This is a genomic window from Paenibacillus sp. 2TAB23, from assembly GCF_052115165.1.
GTDB lineage: Bacteria > Bacillota > Bacilli > Paenibacillales > Paenibacillaceae > Pristimantibacillus.
In genome coordinates, this window is sequence record NZ_JBFRGD010000002.1 from 278,306 (window position 1) to 293,307 (window position 15,002).

Annotated in this window: 14 protein-coding genes; 13 read left to right on the top strand and 1 reads right to left on the bottom strand. The window is 46.9% G+C overall.

Features of this window, described 5'->3' with window-relative positions; all coding sequences use genetic code 11:
- Nucleotides 1-21 precede the first annotated feature (21 nt).
- The 12 genes from AB4Z29_RS04040 to pduL all read left to right on the top strand — a co-directional run bounded on the left by AB4Z29_RS04040 (nucleotide 22) and on the right by pduL (nucleotide 12,526).
- Nucleotides 22-516 (top strand): YajQ family cyclic di-GMP-binding protein, encoded by a 495-nt coding sequence (locus tag AB4Z29_RS04040; protein ID WP_183561621.1) that lies wholly within the window; start codon nucleotides 22-24, stop codon nucleotides 514-516.
- Between the two features lie 294 nt (nucleotides 517-810).
- Nucleotides 811-1,386: a CDP-diacylglycerol--glycerol-3-phosphate 3-phosphatidyltransferase gene (gene pgsA / locus AB4Z29_RS04045; protein ID WP_169083019.1), complete on the top strand. Its 576-nt coding sequence runs from the start codon at nucleotides 811-813 to the stop codon at nucleotides 1,384-1,386.
- Nucleotides 1,387-1,477: 91 nt separating this feature from the next.
- Entirely contained in the window at nucleotides 1,478-2,728 is a 1,251-nt protein-coding gene (locus tag AB4Z29_RS04050; RefSeq protein WP_441941811.1) for a competence/damage-inducible protein A, read from the top strand.
- Nucleotides 2,729-2,980: 252 nt separating this feature from the next.
- The gene (recA, locus tag AB4Z29_RS04055; protein WP_053375788.1) at nucleotides 2,981-4,033 is read left to right on the top strand and encodes a recombinase RecA; all 1,053 of its coding nucleotides are present in this window, start codon (nucleotides 2,981-2,983) and stop codon (nucleotides 4,031-4,033) included.
- Nucleotides 4,034-4,113: 80 nt separating this feature from the next.
- Complete coding sequence (locus tag AB4Z29_RS04060; protein WP_441941812.1) at nucleotides 4,114-4,818, top strand: regulatory protein RecX; 705 nt, start codon at nucleotides 4,114-4,116, stop codon at nucleotides 4,816-4,818.
- 181 nt (nucleotides 4,819-4,999) lie between these two features.
- Nucleotides 5,000-6,541, top strand: coding sequence for a ribonuclease Y (rny, locus tag AB4Z29_RS04065; RefSeq protein ID WP_441941813.1), 1,542 nt, complete (start codon nucleotides 5,000-5,002; stop codon nucleotides 6,539-6,541).
- A gap of 90 nt (nucleotides 6,542-6,631) precedes the next feature.
- Nucleotides 6,632-7,426: a TIGR00282 family metallophosphoesterase gene (locus tag AB4Z29_RS04070; RefSeq protein ID WP_441941814.1), complete on the top strand. Its 795-nt coding sequence runs from the start codon at nucleotides 6,632-6,634 to the stop codon at nucleotides 7,424-7,426.
- A 137-nt stretch (nucleotides 7,427-7,563) separates the two neighbouring features.
- A complete protein-coding gene (locus AB4Z29_RS04075; RefSeq protein ID WP_006036664.1) occupies nucleotides 7,564-7,824 on the top strand; it encodes a stage V sporulation protein S in 261 nt (86 codons plus the stop codon).
- 209 nt (nucleotides 7,825-8,033) lie between these two features.
- Nucleotides 8,034-8,975, top strand: a complete 942-nt coding sequence (locus AB4Z29_RS04080) for a dipeptidase (protein ID WP_441941815.1) — start codon at nucleotides 8,034-8,036, stop codon at nucleotides 8,973-8,975.
- A 284-nt stretch (nucleotides 8,976-9,259) separates the two neighbouring features.
- Nucleotides 9,260-11,017 carry a 2-oxoacid:acceptor oxidoreductase subunit alpha gene (locus AB4Z29_RS04085; RefSeq protein WP_441941816.1) on the top strand — a complete coding sequence of 586 codons (1,758 nt, stop codon included), beginning with the start codon at nucleotides 9,260-9,262 and terminating at the stop codon, nucleotides 11,015-11,017.
- Nucleotides 10,995-11,861 carry a 2-oxoacid:ferredoxin oxidoreductase subunit beta gene (locus AB4Z29_RS04090; RefSeq protein WP_183561603.1) on the top strand — a complete coding sequence of 289 codons (867 nt, stop codon included), beginning with the start codon at nucleotides 10,995-10,997 and terminating at the stop codon, nucleotides 11,859-11,861. Before AB4Z29_RS04085 ends, AB4Z29_RS04090 begins: the two co-directional genes overlap by 23 nt.
- 89 nt (nucleotides 11,862-11,950) lie before the next feature.
- Complete coding sequence (gene pduL / locus AB4Z29_RS04095; RefSeq protein WP_441941817.1) at nucleotides 11,951-12,526, top strand: phosphate propanoyltransferase; 576 nt, start codon at nucleotides 11,951-11,953, stop codon at nucleotides 12,524-12,526.
- Between the two features lie 188 nt (nucleotides 12,527-12,714).
- Here the strand turns inward: pduL and AB4Z29_RS04100 are convergent, their stop codons facing one another.
- Nucleotides 12,715-14,208, bottom strand: a complete 1,494-nt coding sequence (locus AB4Z29_RS04100; protein WP_441941818.1) for an MDR family MFS transporter — start codon at nucleotides 14,206-14,208, stop codon at nucleotides 12,715-12,717.
- Nucleotides 14,209-14,396: 188 nt separating this feature from the next.
- On the opposite strand from AB4Z29_RS04100, the gene AB4Z29_RS04105 reads away from it, so the two are divergent.
- Nucleotides 14,397-14,999, top strand: a complete 603-nt coding sequence (locus tag AB4Z29_RS04105; protein WP_441941819.1) for a TetR/AcrR family transcriptional regulator — start codon at nucleotides 14,397-14,399, stop codon at nucleotides 14,997-14,999.
- The last annotated feature ends 3 nt before the right edge of the window (nucleotides 15,000-15,002 follow it).

Here is a 15,002-nt window from a genome sequence, read left to right on the forward strand (position 1 = left end):
GTAACAAAGGAGAGGTTTTTTATGGCTTCAGAAAATGCATTTGATATCGTATCTAAAGTTGACATGCAAGAATTAGTTAACGCAATCAAGCAGGCGGAGCGGGAGATAGAGACTCGGTTTGACTTTAAAGGTAGCAAAAGCTCCATTGCGCTTGAGAAGGAAGAGCTTGTCGTAGCGTCAGAGGATGATTACAAGCTGAAAAACGTGCTGGACATTCTTCTATCCAAAATGGTTAAACGCGGGGTTCCAATCAAAAACTTGGATTACGGTAAAATTGAAGGTGCTTCCGGCAATACCGTTCGGCAGCGGATTAAGCTTAGACAAGGCATCGAGCAGGATGTTTCCAAAAAGATTAATATCCTCATTCGCGATTCGAAGCTTAAGGTCAAAAGCTTGATCCAAGGCGATCAAATCAGAGTCTCGGGCAAAAGCCTGGATGATTTGCAAGCGGTCATGAAGCTTCTACGCGAAGCGGATCTTCCAGTAGAACTGCAATTTACCAATTATCGCTCGTAATAACGAAGCTTCGTTTCGTCGGAATTCGAGAAACGGAGCTTTTCATTTAGGTGCAGCATGGTTGAAAATGAGGCTTTAGCTGCTTTTGACACGTGTATTTTCATGTATTATACTTGTTGAGATAGCTTTACAGTAGGATCTGGGGGATACATAAATGAGAGAAAGCACACATGCAGACGCTCAAGGTTGCTCTGCGCACGCTCTACAGCCGAAGCAGATTTCCGGTCATATTCATGAACAAATGGTTCGCGTATCGCACACCTATGAGTTAGATCGATCCGAGGAGGGAATAGCGTGAATCTGGCGAACCGCATAACGCTTGCCAGAATATTTTTGGTGCCGGTTATTATGTTTTTTCTGCTTATTAAAGTGGATCTGGGGTCGTTTAGCATTTCAGACTTCTCCATTACATACAATCAAATCGCAGCGGCACTCATTTTTATTGTGGCGGCAAGCACAGACGGGTTAGACGGCTACATTGCCCGCAAAAACAAAATCGTAACCAATCTAGGGAAGCTGCTCGATCCGCTGGCAGATAAGCTGCTCGTTGCCGCTGTCCTTATTTCGCTCGTTGAGATGGATAAGTTGAACGCGCTAATTGCGATCGTTATCATTAGCCGGGAATTTGCTGTGACAGGTCTTCGCCAAATTGCGCTCCTAGAAGGCTCAGTTATGGCGGCCAGCACATGGGGCAAATGGAAGACCGCGATTCAAATCACGATGATTATCGCGCTATTGATTAACAACTTCCCATTTAATTTTATTGATTTTCCATTTGATGTCATTGCTAGCTGGGTGGCTGCGGCCATTACCGTATACTCAGGCATCGATTATTTTTTGAAGAATAAGCATTTGATTCCGGTAGAATAAAGTTAAAGCATCTTTCCGTATGACGGGGAGATGCTTTTGCTTATATGGCATAAAGCCAGCCTATAATTAGACGTGGAGGAGATATCGAATAATGAAAGCAGAAATTATAGCGGTCGGGACGGAGCTGCTGCTTGGCCAAATCGTAAATACGAATGCACAGTTCCTGTCTCAGAAATTAGCCGGACTCGGCGTCGATGTTTATTTTCAAACGGTAGTTGGCGACAATGCCGGACGGCTGAGGGAAGCGATAGAAATTGGCCGCAGCCGTGCTGACTTGCTTGTATTCACTGGCGGACTAGGTCCGACGCAGGACGACCTTACAAAGGATGTACTAGCGGAATACCTGAACCGAAACCTTCTCATCCATGAGCCTTCAATGGCTCAAATCGAGCATATGTTCAGCTCCCGAGGCATTCATATGGTGGAGAGCAATCGCAGGCAAGCACTTATGATCGAAGGTGGAGAGCCGCTTGAGAATACGACAGGACTTGCCGTCGGCAACGGGTTATCTGTTGATGGAACGTTATATTTGCTGCTGCCTGGTCCTCCCCGCGAGATGAAACCGATGATGGACGGCGCAGGAGAAGCATGGCTGCGCGCAGAGCTCGGGGCAGCGGATCCCCTTTATTCACGCATTTTGAAGTTCGCGGGTATTGGTGAATCGAATTTGGAAGCGAAGCTGATTCCGTTGATTGACAGGCAGATCGACCCAACCATTGCTCCCTATGCGAAGGAAGGCGAGGTATCGATCCGTGTTTCCACCAAAGCGGGCTCGGCTATCGACGCTGATCTGAAAATAGACGAAACGGTTGCCAAAATCAAGGCTTTAGTTGGCGAATTCCTATACGCGCAGGAGGACATCCCTCTGGAGGAAGAGGTTATACACCTTCTAAGAGCCTCGAGACGCAAGCTAGCGAGCGCGGAAAGCATTAGCGGGGGTTTGCTGGCGGAGCTCATTACGAACGTTCCTGGGAGCAGTGGAGAGTATGTAGGCGGTGTTGTCACTTATACGAATATAATGAAGCATCACTTATTAAGCATTCCTCTCACGCAGCTTGAAGGCGAGGGGGCGCCCGGCGCGATAAGCGATTCGACAGCTGCGATCATGGCAGAGCGCGTCCGGGAGCTCTCTGATGCAGACTTCGGGGTCTCGTTGACTGGCGTAGCCGGTCCGGCTGAATCCGAGGGCAAGCCTGTCGGACTAGTGTATGTGGGGATTTCGCAGCGCGGGAGGGCTACTGAGGTGTTTACGTTAAATCTCAGCGGCGGCAGAAGCATGATCAGGCTTCGTGCTGTGAAATCGGCATTGTACCGGTTATGGCTCGCTCTTAACAGAGAATAAACGATCTAATTAAAATGCACGGGCTTTTGCTTCCGGTTCACTGTCATAAATAATGTTTGTCAATTGCCGGACAGCCCGTTATAATAAAAGACAGTTACCGGAAGAACCGTGGCGAAGATTACTTTGCTGCGGTTTTTTTATGTCCATAACTAGGGGTGAAGCAAAAAGGCGAATGTATGTTCGAAAAAATGCTTGTCATCCCGGAAGAAAAAAGGTATCATAACATTATAAATAAAGAAGGATGTGAGTTTCTTGTCGGATCGTCGCGCTGCACTAGAAATGGCTTTGCGTCAAATTGAGAAACAATTTGGTAAAGGCTCCATCATGAAATTGGGAGAATCTACACACATGCAAGTTGAAACCGTGCCTAGCGGTTCACTTGCTCTTGATATCGCTTTAGGAATAGGCGGCTTGCCGCGTGGACGTGTTATTGAAATATACGGACCGGAATCATCAGGTAAGACGACAGTTGCGCTTCACGCGATTGCAGAGGTTCAACGCATTGGCGGACAAGCTGCATTTATCGATGCGGAGCATGCGTTAGACCCGCTCTATGCAAGCAAGCTTGGTGTGAATATTGATGAGCTGCTGCTCTCACAGCCGGATACGGGAGAGCAAGCTCTAGAAATTGCAGAAGCGCTTGTTCGCAGCGGTGCGGTTGATATCGTGGTTATCGACTCCGTTGCCGCACTCGTACCGAAAGCAGAGATTGAAGGCGACATGGGTGATTCTCACGTCGGTCTCCAAGCCCGCTTGATGTCACAAGCATTGCGGAAGCTATCGGGTGCAATTAGCAAATCGAAGACGATTGCAATCTTTATCAACCAGCTTCGTGAGAAGGTTGGCGTCATGTTTGGTAACCCTGAGACAACACCAGGAGGCCGGGCATTGAAGTTCTATTCCAGCGTGCGTCTGGATGTACGCCGTATTGAGACCTTGAAGCAAGGCAACGACATGGTTGGTAACCGGACCCGTATCAAGGTTGTTAAGAACAAAGTGGCACCACCGTTCAAACAGGCCGAAATTGATATTATGTACGGAGAGGGAATTTCGCGAGAAGGAACCCTTGTTGATATTGGCGTTGAAATGGATATTGTACAGAAGAGCGGCGCATGGTTCTCATATAATGGGGAGCGTCTTGGCCAAGGCCGAGAGAATGCAAAGCAGTATTTGAAAGACCATAAAGATATTGCCGAAGTAATCGAGAAGCAGATTCGGGATGCGAGCAATCTGTCGGCAGCAGCGACTCAAGCTAACTTCAAAGCTGAGGAAGAAGACGACGAAGAGTTCGAAGATCTAGAGTAGAACTGCACGGAAATTATACGTACCAATGCTTCGCCGCCCTGATAGGGGCGGCGAAGCTGTGTTTAGAGAGGATGTAAATCGTGGCTCCAAGCATTGTCGAGAATGAAGAAGAATGGATGATTTTGTCTGTTCGCCTTGATAAAAAAGAACGAAAATTATATCATCTCTTTGCTGAGTCCGAGGAACCTATGTTATCTGTTCATGAGGATATATTGATACGATTCCGTTTAACGAAAGGTCAACTGTTAACGGAAATTCAAATGGAAGAAATAAGAACGGAAGATGAACGTTACCGTGCTTATATATTAGCAATCGGCTATTTAGGTGCTAAACCGAGAACGAGAAAGCAAATCGAGCAATATTTGAGCCGGAAGCTGTTTGAGAATGATAATATTCAATATGCGCTAGACCGTTTAGAAAGGGAGCATATTGTGGATGATGAACAATATGCACGTCAATTCGCTGCAGGGCGATTGAAAAACGGCTTGAAGGGTCGACGCTTCATTAAACAGGAGCTGCAGCAGAGAGGCGTGTCGAAAGAAGCCGCTGCGGAAGCCATTGATGCATTGGACGAGGAAATCGAACTTGCGTCAGCGAAGAAGGCTGCGGAGAAGAAATGGCGATCGCTAAAGGGAGAGACTTTCGAGAAAAAGCGCAAGCTTATGGGCTATTTAATGCGCAGAGGCTTTCCAGGAGATATCGTCAAGAAGGCAATAAAATGGATAGATCTAAACGGGGATGAAGACGCATTCGAGGAAGTTGATGGGCTTTTGCTTGACAATTGATTTTACGAAAAGATAAAATGAGGTTGTATTCCTTCACTATTGAATCAATTTTCCTTCCAAAAGTTGATTCAATACGATTATTTTCGTCAAATTAGTAATTGTTGAAACGGTTTGAAGCCGGTTGAAAACCTAATATCATCCCAAGCAGTGCCTTGGTGTATGCAACAAGGAGGTGAACAAGATGTCTGAGATCATTTGGATCTTGATCTGTCTCTTTGTTGGCGCAATTTTCTTTGGGATTGGTTATTTTATTCGAAAATCGATTGCGGAGGCCAAAATTTCGAGCGCTGAGCAAGCTGCTGTTGTTATCGTAGAAAATGCGAAGAAAGAAGCGGAAGCTCAGAAGAAAGAAACCGTGCTAGAGGCAAAAGATGAAGTCCACAAACTTCGTTCCGAAGCCGAGAGAGACATTCGTGAACGTCGCAACGAAGCTCAACGTCAGGAAAGACGTTTACTCCAAAAAGAGGAGTCGCTGGATAAAAAGTTAGAAGCGCTAGAACGCAAAGAAGAAACTGTAGCCAACAAAGAAAAACGGATCGAAGAAACGCAAGAGCAGATCGATTCCATCTATAAGCAGCAGCTAAGCGAATTGGAACGGATATCGAGTCTGACAACGGAAGACGCGAAATCGATTATTTTATCTAATGTTGAGCAGGAAGTACGACATGAGACGGCACAAATGATTAAAGAGATCGAGCAGCAAGCGAAAGAAGAAGCCGATAAGAAAGCCCGTGATATTATATCACTTGCTATTCAGCGCTGTGCGGCGGATCATGTGGCTGAAACGACGGTATCCGTCGTAACTTTGCCTAATGAAGAAATGAAAGGCCGCATTATTGGGCGCGAAGGCCGTAATATCCGTGCTTTGGAAACATTGACTGGTATCGATCTAATCATCGACGATACACCGGAAGCGGTCATTTTATCAGGTTTCGACCCGATAAGACGCGAAATTGCCCGCACTTCTTTGGAAAAGCTTGTGGCTGACGGTCGTATCCACCCTGCCCGCATTGAAGAAATGGTTGAAAAATCTCGTAAAGAGGTGGACGAGCGTATCCGTGAATACGGTGAGCAGGCTACCTTCGAGGTTGGTGTTCACAGCTTGCATCCGGATTTAATCAAGATTTTGGGACGATTGAAATATCGGACAAGTTACGGTCAGAACGTGCTGAAGCACTCTATGGAGGTTGCTTACTTGACTGGATTGATGGCAGCAGAGCTAGGCCAAGACGTCACGCTCGCGAAGCGTGCAGGCTTGCTGCATGATATCGGTAAAGCTTTGGATCACGAAGTAGAAGGCTCACATGTTGAGATCGGTGTGGAGCTTGCTAAGAAATACAAGGAGCATCCTGTCGTTATTAACAGTATTGCTTCTCACCACGGAGATACGGAAGCAACTTCCGTTATCGCGATGCTCGTAGGTGCAGCTGACGCATTGTCCGCCGCGCGTCCTGGAGCTCGCCGTGAAACGCTTGAAACGTATATCAAACGACTGGAGAAGCTTGAGGATATTTCCGAATCGTTTGAAGGCGTCGAGAAATCGTACGCGATTCAAGCTGGCCGCGAAGTGCGCGTCATGGTGCAGCCAGAAAAAATCGATGATACCGAAGCATTCCGCCTAGCACGTGATATTACGAAAAAAATCGAGAGCGAGCTTGATTATCCGGGACATATTAAAGTTACGGTCATTCGAGAAACTCGCGCGGTTGAATATGCGAAGTAAGCAACAACAAAATATCGGCTTTTCAGAAAAGTGGCTGCTAGTTAGCCACTTTTCTGTTTGCAGGCGTACAAAAAAGGAAGTGTACTTATTATGAACGTATTATTTATCGGCGATATCGTAGGCAATGTTGGCAGAAGTGCTCTGAAAAGGGTACTTCCGGCTCTCAAAAGCAAATATAACCCGCATATTATCATCGCCAATGGCGAAAACGCAGCTGCTGGACGCGGGATAACGGCAGCCATAGCGAAGGAATTTTTCGAATGGGGCGTCCACGGCATCACAATGGGCAACCATACGTGGGATAATAAAGATATTTTTGAATGGATTGACGACGAGCCCCGTATTGTGCGACCGGCCAACTATGCAGAAGGCGCACCCGGTCAAGGCATGGCGATCATCAAGGCTGGCGGGAAACAGCTGGCAATTATTAATTTGCAAGGCAGAACCTTTTTGCCTCCGATCGATTGTCCATTCCGCAAGGCGGATGAATTAATCGAAGCGGCCAAGGAGAAAACAAATAACATTCTCGTCGATTTCCATGCTGAAGCGACATCAGAGAAAATTGCGATGGGCTGGCACTTGGACGGCAGAGCTTCAATCGTTCTTGGAACGCATACACATGTACAGACAAATGATGATACGATACTGCCAGCAGGTACGGCTTATATCACGGACGTGGGCATGGTCGGACCGAAGGAAGGCGTGCTGGGAATGGAGCGGAATGCCGTGCTGCATAAGTTCATCACGCAGCTGCCGGTTCGCTTTGTAGTGGATGAAGGAAAGTGGCATTTGCACGCCATATCTGTGCAGATTGACGATGCGACAGGCGAAGCGCGCAAAATCGAAAAAATACGGTTGACGGAAGACGAATGGCTGCTCATGTAAAGTTTTGAATCTTTGAAAAGTTCCGACAATTCAGAACAGTTTGTGAATAGACGGAATAAAAGCAGGAATTTTTTAATCTCCCTCGAATACTATTTAAAAGTGGAATCCATCCAACAGTCCAAGGGGAGGTTCTTTTTATGGATGTATTAAAAGTTTCAGCAAAATCGAATCCTAATTCCGTTGCAGGCGCGCTAGCTGGCGTTCTTCGTGAACGTGGTGGTGCGGAGCTGCAAGCCATTGGAGCTGGTGCGTTAAACCAAGCAATCAAAGCGGTTGCGATTGCGAGAGGTTTCGTGGCTCCCAGCGGGGTGGATCTGATTTGTATTCCGGCTTTTACTGACATTGTTATTGACGGGGAGGACCGAACAGCAATCAAATTGATTGTTGAACCTCGGTAGCAAGTCCAAGCGGCGTTAAGTTGCTAGCCAATTGGATCAAATGAAACGATTCGCCTGTTTACGACGTAGACAGGTTTTTTTGACGTATAGGAAAGGATATAAATTTGCTCGATCCTTCTCTATACGTTTTGCTGAAACGATGGTGCCTATAGATAGGACGCCGTCAGGCGTTTCTTCTTACTGTAAGCCTAACGAATGGTGGTGCGACTATGAAAGTGGTAGATTTTCATTGTGATGTGCTCTGCAAGCTGTTGCTAGATGAGCATTTAACGTTTCAAGACAGCAAGCCGGGCAGCTTGGACGTGACATACGAGCGCTTGAAGGCGGCAGGGACGGTTTTGCAAACCTTTGCGATCTATATTCCCGAATCGTTAAATGGACGTTTAGAGCCCATTCTGGAGAGTGTGGATCGCTTCTACCAACAGGTGCTTGCCTGTAAGGAAATGATGTTAGTTCGGTCTGCCCAGGACTTGGAATTATGCTTGAAAACAGGAAAAATAGGAGCATTGTTATCGCTAGAAGGCGTTGATGGTCTTCAAGGGCAAATATCTATGCTTCGTATCTTGCATCAACTGGGAATTCGCGCCGCTGGTTTAACCTGGAATCATGCGAATTGGGCTGCTGACGGGGCAATGGAGCCTCGCGGTGGAGGCTTAACGGCAGCAGGGAGACGCTTTGTTGAGGAGTGCAATGAGCTGGACATCATGGTGGACGTATCGCATTTATCAGAACGAGCGTTTTGGGATGTTGCAGAGCTTTCACAAAAACCATTCCTCGCATCCCACTCAAACGCAAGAGCGATTTGCGATCACCCACGAAATTTAAACGATAGGCAGATTACGGAGATCATTAATAAAGACGGAATGCTCGGCATAACGTTTGTTCCATGGTTTGTATCCAGCGCGGAGACCGTCGTTATCGATGACTTGCTTCGGCATATCGACCACATATGCGAGCTTGGCGGTGAGAAACATATAATGCTAGGCTCGGATTTCGACGGCATTGATCGATATATTAGCGGACTAACACACCCTGGGGAGCTGAACTCGTTTACGGATGCTCTGCTGAAACGTTTTACTTCGCTGCAAACGGAGCAGTTCATGTCCGGAAATGCGATGCGATTTCTAAGAAGCAATCTACCAGTTTCCTGAAAATGGTTCATTCTGTTTGCGGTATCGTATTGATCGCAAACAACTATATTTCAATTAAGCGTTTACACCTTGATTTTTGATGGAGCGCGCTTTAAAATTGTTGTGACTGTCATACGATTTACGATATAATTACATGAAGATATTTTAAAATATAGGAACGTATAGGCTTAGGCTATACATTCTTTATATTTCTCGGAATGAAACGCGCGCGCTGCGCCACAAAAGACGGCGATAGCTGTTTCACATTATATTTGTACGTTCTAGAAAAAGAGGAGTTGGGCATTTTGATTAGTCAATTGTCTTGGAAGATCGGGGGCCAACAAGGAGAAGGCGTAGAGAGTACGGACCGAATCTTTTCCACGGCGCTTAATCGCTTGGGCTATTATTTATATGGGTATCGGCATTTTTCTTCACGTATTAAAGGCGGTCATACCAATAATAAAATTCGTATAAGCACGAAGCCTATTCGTGCTATTTCCGATGATCTGGATATTCTGGTCGCGTTCGACCAAGAAAGCATCGACTTGAATGCGAAGGAGCTTCGACTAGGCGGCGTAATCGTAGCAGATGCGAAGTTCAATCCGACGGTCCCAGAAGGCATAGAAGCTAGATTGTTCGCGGTGCCAATTACGAAGATGGCCGAGGAGCTCGGTACGTCGCTTATGAAAAACATGGTTGCCTCCGGCGCGTCTTGGGCGTTGCTAGGATTGCCTATCGAAGTTTTCAATAAGGCGGTAGAAGAAGAGTTCGGCCGCAAAGGCGCAGCAATCGTCGAGAAAAATATAGAAGCGGTTAAACGCGGGGCGGAGTTCGTCCTTGAGCAAGCTGGCGGCCCGCTTGATGAATTCAAGCTTGACGAGGCAGATGGCCAGCAGAAGCTGTTCATGATTGGGAATGAAGCGATCGGACTTGGCTCCATTGCTGCAGGCTGTAGGCTGATGGCCGCTTATCCGATTACTCCAGCGTCTGAGATCATGGAATATTTAATTAAAAAGCTATCGAAATTCGGCGGAACGGTTGTCCAAACCGAGGACGAGATTGCAGCGGTAACGATGGCGATCGGCGCAAACTACGCAGGTGTCCGCACGATGACGGCTTCGGCAGGTCCCGGGTTATCTTTAATGATGGAAGCCATCGGTCTGGCAGGTATGACGGAAACGCCGCTTGTCATCGTAAATACACAGCGTGGCGGTCCGTCAACTGGCTTGCCGACAAAGCAAGAGCAATCTGATCTCAACGCGATGGTATACGGAACACATGGCGAGATTCCCAAAATTGTCATTGCGCCAGCTTCAATTGAGGATTGCTTCTTCGATACGATTGAATCGTTCAACCTTGCCGAGGAATACCAAGTGCCGGTCATTCTAATGACTGATCTTCAGCTGTCTCTAGGAAAGCAATCTTGCGAGCCATTTGACTACGACAAGATTGAGATTAAACGAGGCAAGCTGGTAGAAAATGTGCCAGAGCTTGAAGGTCATGACCTCTTTAAACGATACGAGCTAACGGAGGACGGCGTTTCACCGCGCGTATTGCCGGGTGAAAAGGGTGGATTGCATCACGTAACTGGGGTTGAGCATGATGAGACCGGACGTCCTTCCGAGAATGCAACAAACCGTCTGAATATGATGGATAAACGCTTGAATAAGTTGAATGATGTGTATATTCGCGACGCGATCCGCATTGATGCTCCTCATGAAACGCCTGAGCAGCTGATTATCGGGATGGGATCGACTGGCGGCACAATAGATGAAGCAAGAAGCATGCTGGCTGAGGACGGATTGACAACGAATCACATAACGATTCGTCAAATTCATCCATTCCCTACGAAGCTGCTCCTGCCCTATTTGCAAAGCGCCAATAAAGTAATCGTCATTGAAAACAATGCTACTGGACAACTGGCTGCTCAGATTAAAATGAATGCCGGCTTCGCTGAAAAGATCGAGAGCTTGCTTAAATATGACGGCAATCCATTCTTGCCTTCGGACATTTACAAAGCTTGTAAGGAGTTGAGTCTAGATGGCAACGTTCAAAGAGTTTAGAAATAATGTGAAGCCCAACTGGTGCCCCGGCTGCGGAGATTTCTCCATTCAAGCTGCTATTCAACGCGCTGCGGCCAACGTAGGCTTAGAGCCTGAAAATTTGGCTGTCATCTCTGGAATCGGTTGTTCCGGACGGATTTCCGGATATATAAACGCGTACGGCTTTCATGGCATTCATGGACGCGTGCTGCCTATAGCACAAGGCGTTAAGCTTGCTAACCGCGAGCTCACGGTAATCGCATCAGGCGGAGACGGCGACGGCTTCGCAATCGGAATGGGCCACACCGTACATGCCATCCGCAGAAATTTGAACGTGACCTATATTGTCATGGACAATCAAATCTATGGATTGACAAAAGGCCAAACTTCTCCCCGCAGTGCGGAGGGCTTCAAAACGAAGTCAACGCCGGAGGGCTCCATAGAAACAACATTGTCTCCGCTTGAAATTGCTTTGTCTGCGGGTGCTACATTTGTTGCTCAATCCTTTTCCAGCGATTTGAAGCAATTGACCAAGTTGATTGAAGAGGGTATCAATCATGAAGGCTTCTCATTGATCAATGTGTTCAGCCCTTGCGTAACCTTCAATAAAATCAATACGTACGATTGGTTTAAGGAAAATATCGTGAACCTCGAGCAATTCCCGGATTATGATCCATCTAACCGCGTGCAGGCCATGAATAAGATCATGGAAACGAATGGATTGGTGACGGGATTGATCTATCAAAACAAAACGCGCAAATCTTATGAAGATATGATTACAGGCTTCAAGCCTGAAGCACTTGCAAAACAGAATATCAAGATAACTCCGGAAGAATTCGACAAGCTTGTAGCGGAATTTAAATAAGTGGTATGATAAGCATGCGGTTAATAGCCGTGTGCTTATTTTTGTCGCAAGAACCTATAAATACAACAGGATAACAGGAGAGTGACAACATGATACATAGAGAAGTTACGATAGGAGTATCCGCTAGACATATTCACTTATCACAGGAGCATGTCGAGCTTTTGTTCGGTAAAGGCTATGAATTGACAGAAATGAAGCCTTTGTCCCAGCCAGGGCAATATGCTGCCAATGAAACGGTAGCTGTTTCCGGTCCCAAAGGCAGCTTCGCGAAGGTTAGAATCTTAGGTCCTGCCCGCAAACAAACACAGCTGGAGGTATCCCGTACGGATGCTTTTGCGTTAGGCGTTAATCCGCCAGTAAGAGAATCAGGCGACATTCAAGGCTCTGCGGGGATCAAGCTTCAAGGGCCCGCTGGAGAGCTTGAAATCGAAGAAGGCGTCATCGTAGCTGCCCGTCATATTCACTTCCACACAAGTGATGCTGAGCGCTATGGCGTTGCGGACAAGCAGTTGCTGCGCGTGCGTTTCCCCGGGGAGCGTGGCGTCATATTCGAGCAGGTGGTTGCGCGCGTCTCAGATCAATATGCGCTTGACATGCATATTGATACGGACGAAGCAAATGCCGCAGGCGTCAAAAACGGTGACAAAGCGGAAATTATTGATTAATATAGCGGACGTCAAGAAGAAACGGCTTCGCCGTCCTCTGCAAGAGGAGTGTATCCGTTGCTCGTAGAAATAGAAGAAAACTATATCGCGTGAAACATAGAAGTCTTAAATGTATAAAAAGACAGCTTCCTTGTCGTCAATGACGATTCGGAAGCTGTCTTTTGCGTTACAAAAGTAAGTAAAGTTTGTTAGTGGCCCATCATCATGGACATTTCAGGCTTCTCATCCATGCTGGTGCCTTTCTCTTGCTTCGGTCTGCGAAGCAATAAAGCAGCAATTGCGCCAACGATTGAAATAATAGCGAGAATGAAGAACGTGTCACCGTAAGAGGAGTAAACAACATTCGGGCCAGGGTTTGTCGCACTGTAATGCTCGACTCTGCTCGCAAGAATAGTTGATAAGCCTGCGATTGCAAAGGAGGTCATAACCTGCTGTGCAGCTGCCGTCAACGAGGTGACACGGCTTACAAGCTCTCTGGGAGCGGATTGCATGATATGCGTGTTAAGCGGCATCATGGACAAGCCCATTCCTGCTCCGAGCATGGCAAGTGGAATCATTAATGTGAGAAGCGTCGTTTCAGCAGATATTTGGCTTAAAATAAAACCGGCTACCGTAACGATTGCGAGTCCTGAAAGGACGACCGGACGCGCTCCGAAACGGTCAAACAGCTTGCCGCCGATTGGCATGAAAATACCAGCTGCAAGAGCTTGCGGCAGCAAGATAAGACCTGTGTCAAACGCAGAGTAGCCTTTTGCAAGCTGCAAGAAAATCGGTGCAAGGAACAACGTTCCGAACAAAGCGATCTGCACGATCCATTGCAAAATGATGCCCCGCGTGAAATCGCTGGATTTGAAAACGCGAAGCTCCAGCAGTGGTTCTTTGCGGTTAAGCTCTACGATAATGAAAATAATGAGTGCTACGCCACCCACGATCATGCCGACTAGCGCTTCTGGCGATGTCCAGCCGCTTCCGCCGCCGCCTTCACCGCCGCCAGCTGAGCTTACACCATAAGCAAGCATGGCAAATGCAAGAGGAGCGAATATCATCCCGAGGAAATCAAGGGAAGGTACGCGTTTGCGCTCGATATTAGGCAGTGTACGAAGACCAACGATAACAGCGATGACACCGATCGGAAGATTAATAATGAAAATCCAGTGCCAGGATACATAATCAACAAGGTAGCCAGCTACTACAGGACCAAGTGCAGGAGCGAGCAGCATCGGAATACCGATCATGCCCATAACAGCCCCTTGCTTGCCTGGAGGGCTCAGCCTAAATGTGAAAGCCATCGCAATTGGAGCGACCATACCGCCGCCAAGGCCTTGAATGATGCGGAATACGATAAGCTGCTCAGCCGTCGTTGCGAGTGCGCAAAGAGCAGAGCCAAGTGTGAACATAATGATGGAGAACAAGAATACCTGCTTGGCTCCAAAACGATCCGACATCCATCCCGCGAGCGGAATGACAGCGGCTTGTGCAAGTGCATAGCCGGTGATCGTCCATTGGACCAGTGACATCGAACTCTTGAAATCCTCCATTAAACCAGGCATGGCAACGTTCATTGCCGTACCATCCAGAATGACCATAAACATACCGACAATGATGGCGATCAGCGGGGCAATAATATTGCGAATCGACATGGGATCGCCAGTAGGTGCTGCTTTCTGTGAAGCGGAAGCCATTTTTATTCCTCCTATCCGTATATGGGGGGTCTATTCTTCCTATTGTTGACCTGCCATAAGGAATCAGGCTACAATAAAAAGATGACCGCATCTATGTGCGGACAATTGTCCGCACTACTGAATAATAAAGACGAAACGGGCAATTGTCAATCGTTACATTTGTAAAAGCGGAAAAAGGAGATAGAACGATGACTGCACCAGAAAACAGCAGGACGAAGCAAGCATTGAGCAAAGCGATTTTGCATACTGCCAATTGTTTGTTTACGGAGCATGGGGTAGAATCGGTCAGCATGCATCAAATCGCGAAATCGGTAGGAATCGGACAAGGAACTTTATATCGGCGTTATTCAAACAAAGGCGATTTATGTATGGATATGATGAAAGAGAACTTTGATATCTTCATCTCGGAGATCGATGAATATTTAGAATCAGCCGTTCAACACTCCGTTCAAGAACGACTTAGCAGCGTGATGCGTAAAATTATAGCTTTTATTGACAAAGAATCGAGATGGCTCGGCGTTATGCAATCTTTTAATAAAATGGAGAATCAAAAGCCGGATTTCTTTCAATCGCCGCCATATTTATATTTGCATAGCGTGCTCAAAAATCTTTTTATAGAAGCGTTAGAGAAGAACGAAATCACATCCATTGATCCCTGCTATGCGGCTCATTCTTTTATTTCGATTCAGTCGCCGCATACGTTCAAGCAGCTTAGAATGGTTATGGGCTATTCATGCGAGGAAATTCAAGACCGATTTTGTTTGACCTTTATTGACCCTTTATTCCGTTAACTG